Source organism: Pantoea sp. GL120224-02 (assembly GCF_900215395.1).
GTDB classification, from domain to species: Bacteria; Pseudomonadota; Gammaproteobacteria; order Enterobacterales; family Enterobacteriaceae; genus Pantoea; species Pantoea communis.
The window spans coordinates 1-17,555 of sequence record NZ_OBEC01000012.1 but is presented as its reverse complement, the minus strand read 5'-3'; the positions used below and the strand labels follow the sequence as shown (position 1 = coordinate 17,555).

Annotated in this window: 17 protein-coding genes, 2 tRNA genes and 1 pseudogene; 8 read left to right on the top strand and 12 right to left on the bottom strand. The window is 52.6% G+C overall.

Features of this window, described 5'->3' with window-relative positions; genetic code table 11:
• Nucleotides 1-52: 52 nt before the first annotated feature.
• Entirely contained in the window at nt 53-1,915 is a 1,863-nt protein-coding gene (locus CRO33_RS19725) for an AAA family ATPase (protein ID WP_097119302.1), read from the bottom strand.
• 53 nt (nt 1,916-1,968) lie between these two features.
• On the opposite strand from CRO33_RS19725, the gene matP reads away from it, so the two are divergent.
• The gene (matP, locus tag CRO33_RS19720; RefSeq protein ID WP_141399037.1) at nt 1,969-2,436 is read left to right on the top strand and encodes a macrodomain Ter protein MatP; all 468 of its coding nucleotides are present in this window, start codon (nt 1,969-1,971) and stop codon (nt 2,434-2,436) included.
• 90 nt (nt 2,437-2,526) lie between these two features.
• Here the strand turns inward: matP and ompA are convergent, their stop codons facing one another.
• Together ompA and sulA are read right to left on the bottom strand one after the other, a co-directional pair.
• Nucleotides 2,527-3,600, bottom strand: coding sequence for a porin OmpA (gene ompA, locus CRO33_RS19715; RefSeq protein ID WP_097119301.1), 1,074 nt, complete (start codon nt 3,598-3,600; stop codon nt 2,527-2,529).
• A 349-nt stretch (nt 3,601-3,949) separates the two neighbouring features.
• Nucleotides 3,950-4,441, bottom strand: a complete 492-nt coding sequence (gene sulA, locus CRO33_RS19710; RefSeq protein ID WP_097119300.1) for an SOS-induced cell division inhibitor SulA — start codon at nt 4,439-4,441, stop codon at nt 3,950-3,952.
• Between the two features lie 221 nt (nt 4,442-4,662).
• On the opposite strand from sulA, the gene CRO33_RS19705 reads away from it, so the two are divergent.
• Nucleotides 4,663-5,286: a TfoX/Sxy family DNA transformation protein gene (locus tag CRO33_RS19705; RefSeq protein ID WP_097119299.1), complete on the top strand. Its 624-nt coding sequence runs from the start codon at nt 4,663-4,665 to the stop codon at nt 5,284-5,286.
• Nucleotide 5,287: 1 nt separating this feature from the next.
• Here the strand turns inward: CRO33_RS19705 and yccS are convergent, their stop codons facing one another.
• Both yccS and CRO33_RS19695 read right to left on the bottom strand, forming a co-directional pair.
• Nucleotides 5,288-7,426 carry a YccS family putative transporter gene (gene yccS, locus CRO33_RS19700; RefSeq protein WP_097119298.1) on the bottom strand — a complete coding sequence of 713 codons (2,139 nt, stop codon included), beginning with the start codon at nt 7,424-7,426 and terminating at the stop codon, nt 5,288-5,290.
• A gap of 12 nt (nt 7,427-7,438) precedes the next feature.
• Nucleotides 7,439-7,882 carry a YccF domain-containing protein gene (locus tag CRO33_RS19695; protein WP_034820431.1) on the bottom strand — a complete coding sequence of 148 codons (444 nt, stop codon included), beginning with the start codon at nt 7,880-7,882 and terminating at the stop codon, nt 7,439-7,441.
• A gap of 123 nt (nt 7,883-8,005) precedes the next feature.
• Here CRO33_RS19695 and helD point away from each other — a divergent pair, with 123 nt between their 5' ends.
• A complete protein-coding gene (gene helD, locus CRO33_RS19690) occupies nt 8,006-10,060 on the top strand; it encodes a DNA helicase IV (protein WP_097119297.1) in 2,055 nt (684 codons plus the stop codon).
• Nucleotides 10,061-10,063: 3 nt separating this feature from the next.
• Here the strand turns inward: helD and CRO33_RS19685 are convergent, their stop codons facing one another.
• Together CRO33_RS19685 and CRO33_RS19680 are read right to left on the bottom strand one after the other, a co-directional pair.
• Complete coding sequence (locus tag CRO33_RS19685) at nt 10,064-10,525, bottom strand: methylglyoxal synthase (RefSeq protein WP_034820416.1); 462 nt, start codon at nt 10,523-10,525, stop codon at nt 10,064-10,066.
• 67 nt (nt 10,526-10,592) lie between these two features.
• On the bottom strand, nt 10,593-11,219 hold the full coding sequence (locus CRO33_RS19680) for a YccT family protein (RefSeq protein ID WP_097119296.1): 627 nt from the start codon (nt 11,217-11,219) through the stop codon (nt 10,593-10,595).
• 175 nt (nt 11,220-11,394) lie between these two features.
• Between CRO33_RS19680 and CRO33_RS19675 the strand changes: the two genes are divergently transcribed.
• Nucleotides 11,395-11,817 (top strand): CoA-binding protein, encoded by a 423-nt coding sequence (locus CRO33_RS19675; RefSeq protein ID WP_034820410.1) that lies wholly within the window; start codon nt 11,395-11,397, stop codon nt 11,815-11,817.
• A gap of 32 nt (nt 11,818-11,849) precedes the next feature.
• Here the strand turns inward: CRO33_RS19675 and hspQ are convergent, their stop codons facing one another.
• Both hspQ and rlmI read right to left on the bottom strand, forming a co-directional pair.
• A complete protein-coding gene (gene hspQ / locus CRO33_RS19670; RefSeq protein ID WP_034820407.1) occupies nt 11,850-12,167 on the bottom strand; it encodes a heat shock protein HspQ in 318 nt (105 codons plus the stop codon).
• 58 nt (nt 12,168-12,225) lie between these two features.
• Complete coding sequence (gene rlmI / locus CRO33_RS19665; RefSeq protein WP_097119295.1) at nt 12,226-13,416, bottom strand: 23S rRNA (cytosine(1962)-C(5))-methyltransferase RlmI; 1,191 nt, start codon at nt 13,414-13,416, stop codon at nt 12,226-12,228.
• Nucleotides 13,417-13,498: 82 nt separating this feature from the next.
• Here rlmI and yccX point away from each other — a divergent pair, with 82 nt between their 5' ends.
• Nucleotides 13,499-13,777, top strand: coding sequence for an acylphosphatase (gene yccX, locus CRO33_RS19660; RefSeq protein ID WP_097119294.1), 279 nt, complete (start codon nt 13,499-13,501; stop codon nt 13,775-13,777).
• Here yccX and tusE read toward each other — a convergent pair whose 3' ends face one another.
• Nucleotides 13,778-14,104 (bottom strand): sulfurtransferase TusE, encoded by a 327-nt coding sequence (gene tusE, locus CRO33_RS19655; RefSeq protein WP_038647738.1) that lies wholly within the window; start codon nt 14,102-14,104, stop codon nt 13,778-13,780.
• 100 nt (nt 14,105-14,204) lie between these two features.
• Nucleotides 14,205-14,861, bottom strand: a complete 657-nt coding sequence (yccA, locus tag CRO33_RS19650) for an FtsH protease modulator YccA (protein ID WP_034820380.1) — start codon at nt 14,859-14,861, stop codon at nt 14,205-14,207.
• 224 nt (nt 14,862-15,085) lie between these two features.
• On the opposite strand from yccA, the gene CRO33_RS19645 reads away from it, so the two are divergent.
• The 3 genes from CRO33_RS19645 (at nt 15,086) to agp (ending at nt 17,175) form a co-directional block, all read left to right on the top strand.
• Nucleotides 15,086-15,173, top strand: a tRNA-Ser gene (locus CRO33_RS19645).
• A 35-nt stretch (nt 15,174-15,208) separates the two neighbouring features.
• Nucleotides 15,209-15,296: transfer RNA gene (locus CRO33_RS19640), tRNA-Ser, on the top strand.
• 256 nt (nt 15,297-15,552) lie between these two features.
• Entirely contained in the window at nt 15,553-17,175 is a 1,623-nt protein-coding gene (gene agp / locus CRO33_RS19635) for a bifunctional glucose-1-phosphatase/inositol phosphatase (protein WP_097119293.1), read from the top strand.
• Nucleotides 17,176-17,220: 45 nt separating this feature from the next.
• Here the strand turns inward: agp and CRO33_RS24685 are convergent.
• Nucleotides 17,221-17,555: pseudogene (locus tag CRO33_RS24685) on the bottom strand (IS4 family transposase); the annotation flags it as partial.

The following is a 17,555-nucleotide window of genomic DNA, read 5'->3' as shown; positions in this document are numbered from 1 at the left end:
TCTTTTAGTGAAGCCCGAATATTAGCGAACAGTTGTACGCTGGGCAAATCAATCAGCTGTGGTTAAACCAGTTGAGCCAGCGCAATGGCCACGGACGATGACGAATTTCCTGCTGGTTCAGCTGTGCAATACGTTCCTGAATGGTATTGAGCAGTGACTCGCCGCTCTCACTTTGCCATGCGATACCGGTTAATAAGGGTAACGCTTCATCCACGCTTTCAATTGCCCAGATGTGGAATTGCTCTTGCTTCACCGCATCAACCACAGCTTCGCTGAGGCTCAAATGGCGCACATTACTGGCTGGCAGAATAACGCCTTGTTTACCGGTCAGCTCGCGTGACTGGCAAATGCTGAAGAAGCCTTCGATTTTTTCATTCAGGCCGCCAACAGGCTGCACATTACCAAATTGGTCCACGGAACCGGTCACCGCAATATGCTGGCTTAGTGGCTGATTGGCCAGTGCACTAATCAGCGCGCAGAGTTCGGCCAGTGAGGCGCTATCACCATCCACTTCGGAATAGGATTGTTCAAACACTAACGAGGCTGAGAAGGGCAGCTGTTGCTCGAGTTCAAGTTCAGCGATCAGATAAGCTTGCATAATCATCATGCCTTTCGCATGAATATTACCGCCCAGCTCGGCTTTACGCTCAACGTCAGTGAATTCGCCATCCCCCGGATGAACAACACAGGTGATACGTGACGGCTCGCCCCACGGACGCGGATGACCAGGAAACTCCACTACAGACAGACCGTTAATCTGTCCCACCACTTCACCTTCAGTTTCAATCATAATCTGATTGAGCAGAATTTCGTCACGCATGCGGTCGGCCAGGTAGCTTTCACGCCATTCGCGCGCTTCCAGTGCTTCTTTCAATGCTTCAGCATTCATGACGTCACCGTGCAGCGCGGTTTCCTGCAGCTGACGGCGTAACCAGCGCGGGCAGAGCGGCAGGGTTTCTTGATCGCCCGTGAAGCGAACCGCCTCATTGATCAAGAGCGGCCAGAAATCGGCTGCAGGCTGGTCCAGACCGGCTTGTTCAGCTTGCGTGAGCGTCCACTGGCACCAGAAGGTCATGTCCTCTTCATCAGTGATCTGCAGGTTCTCTTCGAACTCGCTGTAGAGTGCCATTTCATGCACTTCTGCATCCAATTCCTGGAAGCTGGCTAGCGCATCACGATCGCCACAAAGTACCAGGCGCAGTTGCAGCGGCAGGGAAGGGATGGCCACTGGCAACGGTTGGCGTTCGTCCTGCGAATACCAGTCAAAGCGGCCTTGCTCGATGCACTTACGCAGACGCAGCCATAGCAGTGGTTGAGCCAGTAGCGTATTCACGGACAGGATTAAAGTGCCGCCATTGGCTTGATGAATCAATCCCGGCTCGGGCTGAATACGATCTTTGTACTGACGCACACAACCAAACAGCTGTTCTGCTTCAATCCAGTCGGCAAAGTGAACACCGCCCTGACTGGTGAATGGCCGGTTAGCATCGCTGGGCGGCATCAGGCTGACCGTGTCGCCCATGACATGATAGTCACCGCCATACAGCGCAATCTCTTCTGGCTGGAAGCGCTGTGCGGCTTCAGCGATGCACGCGAGATAATCGCTGTTTTCCTGACTGCGTAATAGCAACAGAGGAAAACCTAAGGTTTGATGATGCAAATGCGCCAGCGCATTCAGCAGACGCGGCTGAACCGCGGCAAGACTATCGCTATCTTCCAGTGAGACGTTTGAGAAAATGGATTGGTAGCGGATGCTATCCGGCTGCAGGGCTTGCCACGTAATTTGAGTGCTGGTCAAAATATTCGCATTAGTCAGATTTAGGAAAAGCGCGATTATACAGGAATCAACCTTGTTAAGCACTGCGGAGTTCCAGCCCAAAATGTGATGACCGCTACATGTTTTTCCTTGCTGCATCCGGGAAAAAAGCTGTTATTCTTAGTTTGTTACGTGATCACGATGAGATTCCGATGAAATACCAGCAACTCGAAAATCTTGAAAGTGGATGGAAGTGGAAATACCTGGTGAAAAAGCATCGGGAGGGTGAATTGATCACCCGTCATCTTGAGCTCAGCGCCGCGCAGGCTGCGGTGGATGCCTTACTGGCGATGGAAAATAGTCCAGTTGAGGTAGCGGAATGGATAGCTCAGCACATTCACCCCGATCTCGAGAACCGTCTGAAGCAGACTATTCGTGCGCGCCGTAAGCGGCACTTTAATGCGGAACATCAGCATACGCGTAAGAAGTCGATCGATCTGGAATATCTGGTGTGGCAGCGTTTGGCAGGATTGGCACAGCGTCGCAGCAACACGCTATCAGAAACCATTGTGCAGTTGATTGAAGATGCCGAGCGCAAAGAGAAGTATGCCAGCCAGATGTCAACGCTTAAGCAGGATCTGCAGGCGATTTTGGGTAAAGGCGGATCAGAGAACGAATAGCGCTGATGTGTGCACTATGATGGTGTTGTTAGCCAGTTGAAAAGAGATAAAAAAACCCCGCAAGAGCGGGGTTTTTTATTGCGTGATAACTTAAGCCTGTGGCTGAGTTACAACGTCTTTGATACCTTTCACGTCGATTTCAACGCGACGATCTGGCGCCAGGCAGTCGATCAGGGCATTACGGCCTTTCACGCTGTCACAGGTGTTGCCAGTCACTGGGTTAGATTTGCCCATACCGCGTGCAGAGATCTTGTTAGAAGGGATACCTTTAGAGACCAGGTAATCAACTACAGACTGAGCACGCTTCTCAGACAGTTTCTGGTTGTACTGCTCTGAACCGATACGGTCAGTGAAGCCCAGAACAACAACAGAACCGTCTTTAGGATCCATTGAGCTCAGCTGGCTGTACAGCTGATCCAGAGCCTGCTGGCCTTCTGGTTTCAGAGTCGCTTTGTTGAAGTTGAACAGCACGTCAGACTTCAGAGTGAAACGCTTGGTTTCTACAACTGGCGCTGGAGCTGGTGCTGGAGCAACAACTGGTGCTGCTTCTTCATCCTGACCGAAACGGTAAGACACGCCGACGCTCAGCATGCTGTTGTCTGGACGCGCACCAACGGTACCTGCGTCACCGATGTTGTTAACCCACTGATAGTCCAGGCGAGTCGCCCAGTTTTTGGTCAGTGCGTATTCAACACCAACTGCAGCCAGCGGAGAAACGCCGGTGTCGTGGTTGCTGATGCGATTACCATCACGCAGATCAACTTGTTTAGAGTCTGCACGCCATACCATGCCGCCCAGACGGGTGTACACGTCCAGATCGTCAGTGATTGGGTAGCTCAGTTTAGCTGCCAGCTGAACGCCTTGTGCTTTGAATGCGCCGTTAACTTGGTCGCCTTTGTTAGGCATGCGGCCTAACCAGTCGTAGCCCAGCTCGAAGCCCAGGTATGGGTTAGCCTGGTAGCCCAGGAATGCACCAGCACCAAGCTGAGATTCGTGAGTTGGACCGTCGTTGTTCTCGTAACCGTTACCGTAGTAACCAGTATCGTGATACTGAGACCAGCCCAGTTTAGCACCGGTGTACCAGGTGTTATCTTTAGGAGCGGCCTGCGCTACGGTAGCGAAGCCAGCCAGTGCCACTGCAATTGCGATAGCTGTCTTTTTCATTTTTGCGCCTCGTTATCATCCAAATAGGCAATGAGCAAAAAGGTTGCTCTTTGTGTTAATCCTTCGCCGGGTCTAAACGCTCGCTTTTGACTCTACCGAAAAAACGGAGGTTATTGAGCACCCTGGCGAGATAAAGTCTACAACGAGATTGGAAAGTTACAAGTATGATGTGAGGCCAGCCAGCAAAAAAACAGGGATTTATACACACATTTTAACAAATCACATGGCAAAATCTTCGCCAGCGAATTGAGAAAATGCGGCTAAACCATTGTCAAAGCTGGCGGGAAAAGAATCAGTGGCTTAGCAGCATCCTTAAGAAAAAAAAGCGTGAGAAAATTCCTGGTTTTACTTAATGAAACAAATCCGACGGAATTTTTGGCGTATTTGGTTGTCTTGACAAGACGCGATCGTGACCTTGCGGACGCATAATTAAACCTAGTGCTTCACCTTCTGCCGCTGCCATTTCAAGTTCAAACCGCTCTTCATCATTCAATTCGTACGGTATCCAGGCCAAAACCACACTATAATTTCCCGTGCGCAGAGCCTTCACCATACTTTCCACTGTCGTGAGTCGTTCAGATTCGGTGATATGCATACTTTTCTCAAGCGGTAATCCTGACTGCTGCATCCAGTTGCGATTCAGCTTATGCGCAGGTGTTAACCACAGCTGCCAGCGGGACTGTTCGCTGAGTTGCTTTAACACCGGCAACAGCAGTAACTGCATCATGCCAGGTTGTTCGCTGTAACGTAGTTCAGTAATTCCACCCAGAGAAGGCTGCGTCAGGCTTGTAGAAGCAAAACGTTGAGAACGATCAGCAAGGCCAGAGAATTGAGTACGCATGTTTTAATCACTCAGTAATGAACTGTATGGATGTACAGTAATGTCTTCCTGGATAAAGATCAACCTCAATTTCTGAAAACACCTCGCAAATTGTGCACATCGCACACAGCAAATGCTTTTATTCGTTGAACAGCTAATGGGTTTTTTCTATCTTCTAACCAGATGAAAACCCAGGATTTTAAGGAATTTTCTCGAATGAGAATTCACGGAAAGGAGCTGTAATGAAAACCAACAATCCACTCGTTAAACAATCCAAAACACAGCTGGCACCGCTGGGAAAGATCGAATCCCGAACGCAATTTGGTGGCTATGCTCTGACAGTAGAAAAGGTCATTTTTGCGTATATCAATGAAGACGCGCTTTACCTGCGTGCCAGTGAGGCATTGCAGACTTACCACACCCAACGTGCTCTTGAACCGCTGGTTTATCGCAAACGCGGCATCCCAGTGCAACTGAATTACTTCAAGGTGGATGCGAAGCTTTGGCAGGATACTGAGCAACTCTTGCGGTTGTCGGCCAGTGCACTGCACGCAGCACAGCATGAGTTAGCAAACCGGACAGTGACCCTACGGTTGAAGGATCTGCCTAACCTTAGCCTGCGCATGGAGATGATGCTGCATAAAGTTGGCATCAGTTCGGTGAAAGTGCTGCATGAAATGGGATCGCGCCAGAGCTGGCTCAAACTGCGTGCCGTTAACAAACATATCGGGCTGAAAACGTTAATGGCATTGGAAGGGGCGATTTCCGGACATCACCAGGCTGCATTGCCTGCGGCGATCAGAGAAGAACTGCATGCGTGGTATGTCAAAACGCTCCACCAAAAAAACATGGTGGAGCCGAGTTAACTTAATGACTGGATAGTGTGCGGCGCAGGCGGGCAATTTCCGGCAGCAGGGCAATCAGTAATCCTAGCTGCTGCATCACCAGCGGCGCCTGCACGTCCGAACTGTTTTTAACTTCACTTAATTGTTGCATTACCTGCTGCTGCATGGCTAATGCCTGCTGGTCGTCAACGCGTTCAATCTGCAGCACATCCTCAACAAAACAGACTGCATCATCTAAAACTTTGAGCAGTGCAGGGTCAGAGAGGCGTTCGCGATGAGCGCCCAGCGCCGAGATGTAGCTCAGGAAGGAGTGATTCAGGCACAGCAACCGGAACGCGTTTTCACGCAACGGTTGCTGAAGCTTGAGTTCGCTGCTCATATTCGAGACCACAGATGCTAATTCAGCATCGGCATTGTGAGCATCGCGGCGTGCCACGCGATAGGGCAGACGATTATCTTTGCCCTGATGATATTGCTCCAGAATGGCATCGAGATAGCGACAATTGGCATTCAGTGTGCGATCCGCAACGGCGCTAATCTTGCGGAATTGCCAGTCGGGCCAGACAAATGCCACGGCCAGCCAGGCCAGACCGCACCCTAGCAACGTATCAACAATACGCGGCAGCGCCACCTCAAAGCCTTCGCCCAGCAGGTTAAAGCAGAGCAGTACCAGTAAGGTGATAAACAGTGTGGCTTGCGCATACTGAATCTGGCGAAAGGCAAAAAACAGTACGCCGCTTAGCACGATTAAAATCAGCTGCCCTTCGATGGAGGGCACCAACCACAGCACTGGCAAGCCGATGGCGATACCGGCCAGCGTCCCGCCAATACGTAAGGCGAGTCGGCGGCGCGTGGCGTTGTAATTAGGCTGGCAGACAAACAGACTGGTGAGCAAAATCCAGTAGCCGCGATGAAGACCGGTAATTTGAATAAAAGCGTATCCGACACAAAGTACCAGAGACATACGCACAGCATGACGGAACAGCGCCGACCCGGGGCTCAGATGACGGCTCAGCCGTAGCCGAATGTCCGCCCATCCACTCAGCCCTTCACGAGAAAGATGGTTATCTGCGGAGGAAGTCGGTTCGGCCAGCGCTTGTTCAGACTCAATCGAGGCTAGTTGCGCATCAATCGCACGCAAATTGCGTAGCAGCCAAAACAGCGCACGATTGTGAGGGTCCTGCGGGTCATTCTGCTGCAATCTCTCCAAAGCCGTTTCCAGCCGGGAAAAAGTGCGTTCAAAGCTGCTGTCATGATGCCACGGCTGTCTTAACAAGATGCTCTCAGCCAGCTTGCGACAGGCCTGAGCTTGCATATTCAACAGGCGCTGGAAGCGGAACAGCACTTCGTTATAGCGCCAGTTATCGCGCAGCAGGTGATATTGAAGATGGGATGAGCTGGCGCGTTCATGAATATCCTGCGCAACGAAATAGTAGTGCAAACTGCGACGTGTGCTGCGCGATCCACGGTCGCCGCGCAAGCGACTCTGAATGGTGGTTTTCGTCTGATTAAGTTGCGCCACCAACTGGCTGTTCACCATCGCCGTGGCAATGGTACTGGCATCATCCTGTTCACCGGCATCCGGATCGAACAGATTCGCCTTGGCCTCCAGATAACTTGCCAGCTGAGCAAAACTGGCTGCCAGTTGCTCCTGCACCGGTCGCACCGGGAAGATCAAATGCCCGATAAATGTCAGCAGGTTGTACCACAGAGCACCAATCAGCAGCAGGGCGGGTTGCATCCACCACTCAGGGAACAGGCCAATCCCCAACATGGTATAAACCGCAATCAGCAGCGCACCAAACGCGATGGTGGCATAACGCTGTCCCAGAGCGCCAAGCAGAATGAAGCCCCAGCTGGAGAGCGCCAAACCGATGGCAAATGCCCATGGGTAGGGAAATAACAATTCAACCGATACCGAAGCGATGCAAAAGCAGACCAGCGTAATCATCAGATTGCGCAAGCGCCCGGTCCATCGGTCATCCAGGTCGGCCAGCGCAGCCGCCACCACGCCGAGCGTTAAAGGTATTGTCCATTCTATCTGCTGCAACCACCACGGAACGGCGGCGCAGCCTGCCAGCGCGAAGAAGATGCGCAGTAAATAACGCAGACTGCTATTAAACAGATAACGTCGCCATCCCGGCATCGCGTTAAGAAGCATCAATCGTCCGCCTTAGTAACGACGGCGCGCATTCGCTTCACGCGCGGCCTGAGCCTCTTCCACCGAAACCACACGGCGACCCACTGGCCAGAGTGCAATAGCGGCAATTTTAAAGTTAGCGATACCGACGGGGATACCGATGATGGTCAGGCATTGGATGATGCCGGCAGAAATATGCATCAGACACAGCCACCAGCCGAAAAACACCAGCCAGAAAATGTTGAGGAAGGTTCCGCCAGCATTCAGCACATGGCTTTTACTGTCAGGTCGCAGCACATCGACATGCACCGCTTCATTACCAAAGGGCAGAAGTGAAAGTTTAGTGATTTCCCAGCAGGATCGCGTTAAAGGCAGGGTAAAGATAAGCACGATGCTGACAAGCGTGGCAAACAGCCAGCTTAGCGTGGTGAACACGCCACCCAAAACGAAGTTAAGAATATTCAATACGGTGCGCATAACACGATTTTCCTTTTGCAATCCGCAATATGTGTCGCCCAGTTTAGCCTGTTTTAAGGCTGGAGCGCCAAGAGTCTGACAGGTAAACTGCGCGATAATCGAATTCCACAAGACGGTGCGGACATGGAACTGAAAGCAACATCAATGGGCAAACGTCTGGCTCAGCATCCCTATAATCGGGTGCGTCTGCTGGCCGCTGGCGTGGAAGTCAGTGGCGATCGTCACGAATATCTTATCCCGTTCAATCAGTTAATCAGTATTGCTTGTAAACGCGGCATGGTTTGGGGAGAGCTGGAATTTCACTTGCCAGAAGATAAGGTTGTACGCCTGCACGGCACGGAATGGCAGGAGACGCAGCGTTTTTTCCATTACTTGCAGCATGCCTGGCAGCAGTGGAGCCAGGAAATGAGCGAAGTCAGTGCACAAGTCCTGATGGCTTTGGAACAGGAGATTATCGCCTACACGCAACAGGATCGCTGGTTAAAGCGCAGCGAACTGGCTACGGTAAAGGAGAGCATTCAACGCCAATTTTCCGCCTTACCGCTGCCACTTTCGCGCCTGAATGAGTTTGATAATTGCCGTGCGCGCTGGCAGTTTTGCCAGCAGTGGTTAGAACAAGGTGAAACCGCCATTCGCCAGCGCAACCGTGAATGGACGACGAAGGTCATCAAGGACTACCACGAATTTTTCTCCACTGTCGAAACTACACCGCTTAATGCTTCCCAGTGCGAAGCGGTGGTCAACGGTGAAGACGCCTTACTGGTGCTGGCCGGTGCGGGAAGTGGTAAAACCTCGGTGCTGGTGGCACGCGCCGGTTGGTTGCTGAAACGCAAGCTGTCACAGCCGGAGCAGATTCTGCTGCTGGCATTTGGTCGCCAGGCGGCCGAAGAGATGAACGATCGTATTCAGCAACGCTTAGGTGAGAGTGCGATTCAGGCGCGAACGTTTCACGCGCTGGCATTGCACATCATCCGCGAAGGCAGCAATAAGCAGCCGGTGATCAGCAAGCTTGAAAGTGACAGCAAGGCGCGGCGGCAACTGCTGATCGACACCTGGCGCGAACAGTGCAACAGTAAAAAAGCGCAGGCGAGCGGTTGGCGTCAATGGTTGCAGGAGGAACTGAAGTGGGAGGTCGCTGAAGGCCCATTCTGGCAGGATGACAAGTTGGCGCAACGGCTGGCCTCACGCATGGAGCGCTGGCTGGGACTGATGCGCATGCACGGCGGTGCGCAGGCGGCGATGATTGCCGATGTACCAGAAGATTTCCGCGATAATTTCAGTAAACGCGTCAAACTGATGGCGCCGCTATTAAAAGCCTGGAAAAGTGCGTTGAAAGAGGAGGGGGCAGTCGATTTCTCCGGACTGATCCATCAGGCGATTGCCATTCTCGAAAAAGGGCGCTTTATCAGTCCGTGGAAGCATATTCTCGTGGATGAGTTTCAGGATATCTCGCCACAGCGTGCCGCTTTATTGACTGCGTTACGTCAGCAGAATAAGCGCACCAGTTTGTTCGCGGTGGGCGATGACTGGCAGGCAATATACCGTTTCAGCGGCGCCGAGATGAGTCTGACCACGGCTTTCCACCACTACTTTGGTGACGGCGATCGCTGTGTGCTGGACACCACCTATCGTTTCAACGATCGCATCGGTGAGATTGCCAACCGCTTTGTGCAGCAGAATCCACATCAGCTGCGCAAGCCGCTCAACAGTCTGAGCAAGGGGAATAAGAAGTCAGTCACGCTGCTGCCGCAGGAGCAACTGGAACCGTTGCTGGATAAATTAAGTGGCTATGCGAAACCGGAAGAGCGTGTGCTGTTGCTGGCGCGCTATCACCATTTGCGTCCTGCCATCCTCGATAAAGCCAAAACGCGCTGGCCGAAATTGCAGATCGATTTTATGACCATTCATGCCAGCAAAGGGCAGCAGGCAGATTTTGTCATTATGCTGGGCCTGCATGAGGGGCGTGATGGCTTCCCCGCTGAGGCGCGTGAATCGATTATGGAAGAGGGGTTATTACCCCAGCCGGAAGATTTCCCTGACGCTGAAGAGCGACGGTTGGCCTATGTGGCGATTACCCGCGCACGTCAGCAAGTGTGGATGCTGTTTGATAAAGATCGGCCTTCCGTTTTTGTCGAACACTTCCGCGAATTGGGCGTGCCGCTAAGTCGGAAGGCCTGAACATTACGCTTTCAGGCGGTCGGCAAGATAGCGCTGATAATCGGGGATTTGGATCTCAAACTGCTGGGCAAACATCGGTGCCTGAATAATGAAATCCGCGGTGGCGCGATTGGTCGCCACCGGGATATTCCACACGGTGGCCAGACGTAACAGGGCTTTGACATCGGGATCGTGCGGCACCGCATTTAACGGATCCCAAAAGAAGAACAGCACATCGATTTTCCCTTCGGAAATCAAAGCACCCACTTGCTGATCGCCACCCATCGGGCCGCTTAGCATGGCGTTGACGTCTAAACCGGTGTGGCGATTAATCAGATTACCTGTGGTGCCGGTGGCATAGAGCACATGCGGTTGCAGCGCGCTCTGGTTGGCTTTAACCCACTCCAGTAGCGTCGCTTTACAGTGATCGTGGGCAACGAGGGCAATGTGTTTCTGAACGTTAAGGGTACGAACGGTCTGCTCCATAGGGCTTCCTGTTTCTTCTCATGCATTAATTTTAAGGCATGAGTGTACCCCTGACATTTCAACACTATCAACTTGCGCGTAAGGTTTTCATCCAACTGATAAATCTCAGGCGTGTAGCAGCATCGAAACGCTGAAACCACTGTTGCAGATAAGGTAACTCTCCCGCATCCTGCCAGGCAAAATCGAGACTCATCTGGGCATCCGGCGCACTCACCGATTGCAGCGCAAAGCGAGGAACCGATGCCGCCTGTGCAGTACGGTTATAATTCAGCATGGCCTTTTCCAGATCGCTATCGCTACCCTGTGGTAAGCGATCGCGCACGCTGGTGATTTCATTCCCTCGTTCATCAACGAGCTGGAAATTTAGCGCCTTATCGAACGTGCTGCGTTCTCGGCGGTTGGCCAGAACGGGTAAACGAATCGCGACTGAGGTGGCGCTGGCATTGAACGTGACGATCATCGGCACCGACTGAAAATGCGTGGCATCCGCACAAGGTTTTTCAACGCGAAACAGGAATTGATGCTGCCCACGCTCCAGCTCCAGGCTGTCCGCGCCTTTCAGCAACGAGCCTGAGATTTTGCGACCATCGAGCACCAGCAAGTCGATTTCAGGATCGAGTTTGAGGGTAATGGCATGGCAGGATGCCGATACGAGTAACACGAGTAAACTCGTAACAGCTAAAGACAGCTTCATTTCAACTCCCGGAGGATGGGGATTAAGGGTGATGTGTAGCAAATTATTACATTATGGCAGTAAATTTACATTTTCACATATTTATTCGTGCTGAGGCGCAAAGTTTTTATCTGAGGGGCTTGCACTGTGTCACGAAATGGCAACTACACTCAGGCGAACGAACAAGGAGAAAAAAATGAATGATCAAACGATTCGTGATGTATTGAGCCGCACCAAACGCATTGCATTGGTAGGGGCGAGCGATCGCGCCGATCGCCCAAGCTATGGTGTGATGAAGTTTTTGCTTGATCAGGGTTATGAGGTTATTCCGGTGAGTCCAAAACTGGCGGGGCAGCAGTTGCTGGGGCAGACCGCTTACGCCACGCTGGCAGAAATTCCGGGTAAAGTGGATATGGTAGATGTGTTTCGCAATGCTGAGGCCGCGTGGGGTGTGGCGCAGGAAGCGATTGCCATTGGTGCCGATACGCTGTGGCTGCAATTGGGCGTGATCAATGAGCAGGCGGCAGTGCTAGCGCGCGATGCGGGCATGACGGTGGTGATGGATCGTTGTCCTAAGATTGAAATTCCGCGTCTGGGTATTCCGCCCATCGCGTCGTAAAGCTGAAACGGCGACCGAGGTCGCCGTTGTCATTAATGGCGCAGGCTAGGTGCCTGCAACTGCTGCCGGATGGAAGCAGCAAGTTCATCCATCGAAGGTTGCTCAGGATGCTCATACGACGTTTCACCGGCGAGTTGAATTTCAGCAACATAGGTGTGCACCTGTTCGCCTTCTTCATCTTCCATCACTACGTGATACCAGGGTGCGGCGCGCAGCGTTTCACTGGCCGCCACATCATCCTGCTCGGGTTCATCGAGCGAAAACTCCGGATCGACATCCACAATAACGCCGAGCACCCCGGAGAGACGGTGACGGACCTGCTGTCCAATGCCAAATTTACTGGTAATCATGGTGCCTCCCAAAACTGTGCCCTGTCTCTAATATGGAGGCAGGGTACAGATTTTCAAGTCACAGCACGCGGCAGGCAAAACCTTTCAGATAAAGACCTTCAGGATAGCTGGCGCTCACTGGGTGATCGGCTGCCTGACGGAACTGCTCTACAAATTGTACATCACGACCCGCATCCACTGCGGCATCGGCGATAATTTTCTGGAACAGATCGGTGGCCATCAGTCCTGAGCAAGAGAATGTCAGAAGAATACCGTTAGGATTGAGCAACTGCATCGCCAGCATATTAATATCTTTATATCCGCGGCAGGCGCCCATCAGCTGATTCTTGTTCTCAACAAATTTCGGCGGATCCATCACGATCACGTCAAACTTTTCGCCGCTGTCACGGTAGCGACGCAGCAGTTTGAAGACATCATCACGCACGAACTGTGCACGAGACAGATCGAGGCCATTGAGCTCAACGTTCTGTTTCGCCACATCCAGCGCATCCTGTGACGTATCCACGCTAATCACTTCGCGGCAGCCACCCATCAGAGCCGACACGGCAAATCCGCCGGTGTAAGAGAAGCAGTTCAGCACGCGAGCGTTTTCAGCGTAGCGGCGCGTGGCAAAACGGCTGTCACGTTGATCAAGGTAGTAACCGGTTTTATGGCCACCCTGAATATCGACCAGCAATTTCATGCCATGTTCGGTAATCGGCAGTAACGGCGGCGGCAGTTCACCAGTGACTGGGCCTTGTGTCAGTTCCAGTCCTTCTTTTTTGCGCACGGCAACATCAGAACGATCGTAAATCGCGCAAGTTGGGAAGCACTGCTGTAAGGCAGAGAGAATCGCCGGGCGTTGATATTCAGCACCGGCGGACAGGAGCTGCAGCACCATAAAGTTGCCGAAACGGTCAATGGTCACGCCAGGCATGCCATCCGACTCACCGGCAATCAGGCGATAGCTATCAAGGCCATCACGTTGCGCCAACCATTTGCGCCACTGCTGCGCTTTTTCAAAAGCGCGGACAAAGAAGGCGATGTCGATTGACTCATCCTGCTGCCAGCTCCAGACGCGCGCGCGAATTTGTGACTGTGGAGAGTAAGCGGCACGGGCCAGCCATTTACCATTGCTGTCGCAGACATCAATAGTTTCACCAGACTGGGCTTTACCTTCCATACGGGCAACGGCACCTGAGAACACCCACGGATGGCGGCGGAGCAGGGATTTTTCACGTCCCTTAGCGAGAATCAATCGAACGGTCATGTTTGCTATGCTTACCTGAAAAAATGAGGCGCCATTTTCCGGTGGATGGCGGCAAATTGCAACGCACAATGGGGAGATAGCCATGGCGAACACGTGCTACAAAATCTGGGTGCACGGTATGGTGCAAGGGGTAGGCTTTCGTTATTACACCCAGTCACAGGCCAATAAACTGGGCGTTACCGGTTATGCGCACAACCTGCGCGATGGCAGTGTTGAAGTGCTGGCCGCTGGCGATGAACAAAAAGTGGAGGCGCTCATCACCTGGCTAAAAGCAGGTGGGCCAACCAGTGCACGGGTCGATAAGGTGCTGGTGGAACCTCATCAACCCACGCCGATGCCCACGCGATTTACCACTGGCTGATTACAGACACTTGGCAGGTTTTGGCAGACCGGCAATTTTAGTGGCTTGTTTTGCCGGACCTTCAGGGAACAGTCGGAACAGGTAGCGGCTATTGCCTTTTTCCTCGCCATATTTCTGCGCCATGGCTTTCACCAGCATGCGCACCGCAGGGGAAGTATTGAACTCCTGATAGAAGGCGCGCACAAAGTGTACCACTTCCCAGTGAGCCTCACTCATCACAATGGCTTCATTCTCAGCAATCACCGCAGCGAGTGCTTCGCTCCAGTCCGCACTATTTTTTAAGTAGCCTTCCGCATCGGTGGCGATCTCTTTACCGGCAAAAATCACAGTCATTCCTCACAGCATCAATCGGCGTATTGTAAGTTCGCCAACGGCTAAAAAGCAAAAACCCCGCCGAAGCGGGGTTTTGGACATTTATGTCTGCAGCTTAATCTTTGCTGGCGAAGCCTAACAGGCTCAGCAGGCTGACAAAGATGTTATACAGCGACACATACAAGCTCACGGTGGCGCGGATATAGTTGGTTTCGCCGCCATGAATGATGTTACTGGTTTCCCACAGAATCGCACCCGCTGAGAACAGGATAAACAGCGCACTGATCGCCAGATGCAGCGCTGGCAGTTGCAGGAAGATATTCGCCACGACCGCAACCAGCAGCACCACGAAGCCAGCCATCATCATACCGCCAAGGAAGGACATGTCACGACGCGTGGTCAGGACGTAGGCCGAACAGCAGAAGAACACCAGCGCCGTACCGCCCAGCGCCATGGCAATCACATCGCCCATGCCTGCCGCAAGGAAGGAACTTAGGATTGGGCCAAGGCAATAACCGAGGAAACCAGTAAAGGCGAAGGCCGCCAGAATACCTGCCGGGCTATTCGCCAGACGGTAGGTCAGGAACATCAGACCGTAAAAACCGACCAGCATCAAAATCAATCCGGGAGAGGGCAGAGCAAAAACGGTGCTGAGCGTGGCAGTGACCGCGGAGAACGCCAGCGTCAGGCCAAGTAAGAAGTAGGTATTGCGCAGCACTTTGTGGGTGCTGATCAGCGATTGCTGCTGTGACGAGCTAATTATTCTATCCATCATGCGCTCCATTATAGAGAGAGAACACCAAATATGGCCTGAGGATACGCAACGGCTACCAGACAGCAAAGTCGTTTTACCCATCTTTACGCGATAAATTGCTGTTTCACTGAGCAGAATGGTGATTTTGACAGCGAAAAAATGGATTTTGGCTGTTTTTCAGGCGAACGATTCAATCCGCGCTTTACATCGTTCGGGGGGATGTTTATAGTGCGCCTCATTGCGGAGGGGTGGCCGAGTGGCTTAAGGCAACGGTCTTGAAAACCGTCGATGGGAAACCATCCGAGAGTTCGAATCTCTCCTCCTCCGCCATCACTCTTGCAGAGTGAAGTGACAAAAAGATTTCCGGAGGGATGGCCGAGTGGCTTAAGGCAACGGTCTTGAAAACCGTCGATGGGAAACCATCCCAGAGTTCGAATCTCTGTTCCTCCGCCATATTAAAGAAGCCCGCAGAAATGCGGGCTTTTTGCTTTTCTGCGTTCCGGAATTCCGAAAAACATCCCGTTGCTTTTCAATCTGCTGCCGTTACCCGACGGCACCCGTGTTTACTGCTATATTCCATTCACGGTTTTTGTAAACATCTGGCGATTTTCCGAGGCAAGCTGGGTTACACTGTGCGGTAATTCGCTCAATGGCGAGCTAATCGTTTGAATGCCAGAGTGTTTCACTGATGAATTATGGAATAGGCACAATGATCAAGAAACTGAGTCTTTGCGCGTTGTCAGTTATCGCTGCGCTCCCGATCGGTATGTCTGCTTACGCGGCAGATGGAGATATGCAGTTACAGCAAGTGCTGATGCTGAGCCGTCACAATCTGCGCGCACCGTTAGCCAACAACGGCAGCGTGCTGGAACAATCGACCAAGAAGAATTGGCCGCAGTGGGATGTGCCCGGCGGCGAGTTAACCACCAAAGGCGGCGTGCTGGAAGTCTACATGGGTAACTATACCCGTCAGTGGCTGTCACAGCAGGGCCTGGTGGAAAGCGGCACCTGCCCGGACAGCAGCAACATCTTTGTCTATGCCAACAGCCTGCAACGTACGGTCGCCACCGCGCAATACTTCATTACTGGCGCTTTCCCGGGTTGTGATATTTCCGTGACGCATCAGGATGCGATGGGCACCATGGATCCTATCTTTAATCCGGTGATCACGGACGGCAGCGACGAATTCAATAAGAAAGCGCTGGCGGCGATGACGGCTGCGAATGAGAAGCTGGCGCTGAAACCGGCTTTCCAGCAGTTAGAAAAAATTGTTGATTACAAATCGGCACCGGCCTGTAACGGTAAAAAACAGTGTGATCTGAGCGGCGGTGACAACACATTCAGCGCAGAAAATGGCAAAGAGCCTAACGTGAATGGACCGTTGAAAATCGGCAATTCGCTGGTTGATGCCTTCACGCTGCAATATTACGAAGGTTTCCCGGCCGATCAGGTGGCCTGGGGCCAGATTAAAACTCCTGAGCAGTGGAAATCCCTCGCGGCAATCAAAAATGGTTATCAGGATGCGCTGTTCACTTCTCCCGATGTCGCGCGTGAAGTGGCCGCACCGCTGGTGGATTACATCCGCAGCCAGTTAGTGGACCAGGACAAAGCGAACGCACCGAAAGTCACGGTGATGGTGGGGCACGATTCGAATATTGCCTCACTGCTGAGCGCATTGCAGGTTAAGCCATACGAGCTGCCGGGTAACGATGAGAAGACGCCAATCGGTGGTCAGGTGGTGTTTGAGCGCTGGCACGATGCTAAAAACAACAAAGATCTGCTGAAAGTGGAATACGTTTATCAGACAGCGGAACAGCTGCGCAATGCTGATGTGCTGAGCCTGAAAAACCCGCCGAAGCGTGTCACGCTGCAACTGGCAGGCTGTGATGCCGATGCTAACGGCTACTGCAGCTGGGATCAGTTTGCTACCGCGTTGAATACTGCACTGCAGGGTACCCCGCTGCAGCCGGCTGCTCCGGCTCCAGCAGCACAGCCAGCGGCACAAACAGCGCCTGCTGCCGCCAATGACGACGCTAAAGCGAAAGCGGATCAAGCCGCTGCAGATAAAGCGGCCGCCGACAAAGCCGCAGCGGACAAAGCAGCTGCGCAGAAAGCGGCTGATGCTAAAGCCGCTGAAGAGAAAGTGAAGGCTGACAAAGCGGCTGCCCAAAAAGCAGCTGAGGATAAAGCGAAAGCTGAGAAAACCACTGCACAGAAAGCGGCGGAGGACAAAGCGAAAGCTGATGCCGCTGCAGCGCAGAAAGCGCAGTCAGATGCGACGCCAGCCAAGCCGGAAGGTGAGGCGGCAAAAGCCGCTCCCGCCAGCAACTAACGTCGCTGTAATGAAAAAACCCCGCCTCGACGTAATGCTTGTCAGTTAAGATCTTAATGGAGGCCGCAGCGGATAACGTTGCGGCTTCTTTTTTACCGCCCTTGGGTAATGCCGCACTCTTCTTTCCGGCAGCACCAGCCCTGGCGCCATCGCCATTATCTCTTCCATTATCCGCGGTATTTTTCCCCCTGAGATGCCCGGTAGCAGGCTCAGATGACTTCTCAGATACAGTGCGGACTGCTTAAAACTCATCTGATAAGGTTCCACGCCTTTCAGGCTGTACGCCATCTGCGCCATCATGAACCTCAGAAGGTTATAGGCCAGGACCACGCCCCACAGCTCCTGACGCACAAGTTCTGGCTTTTTGCTTCTCAGCGTCA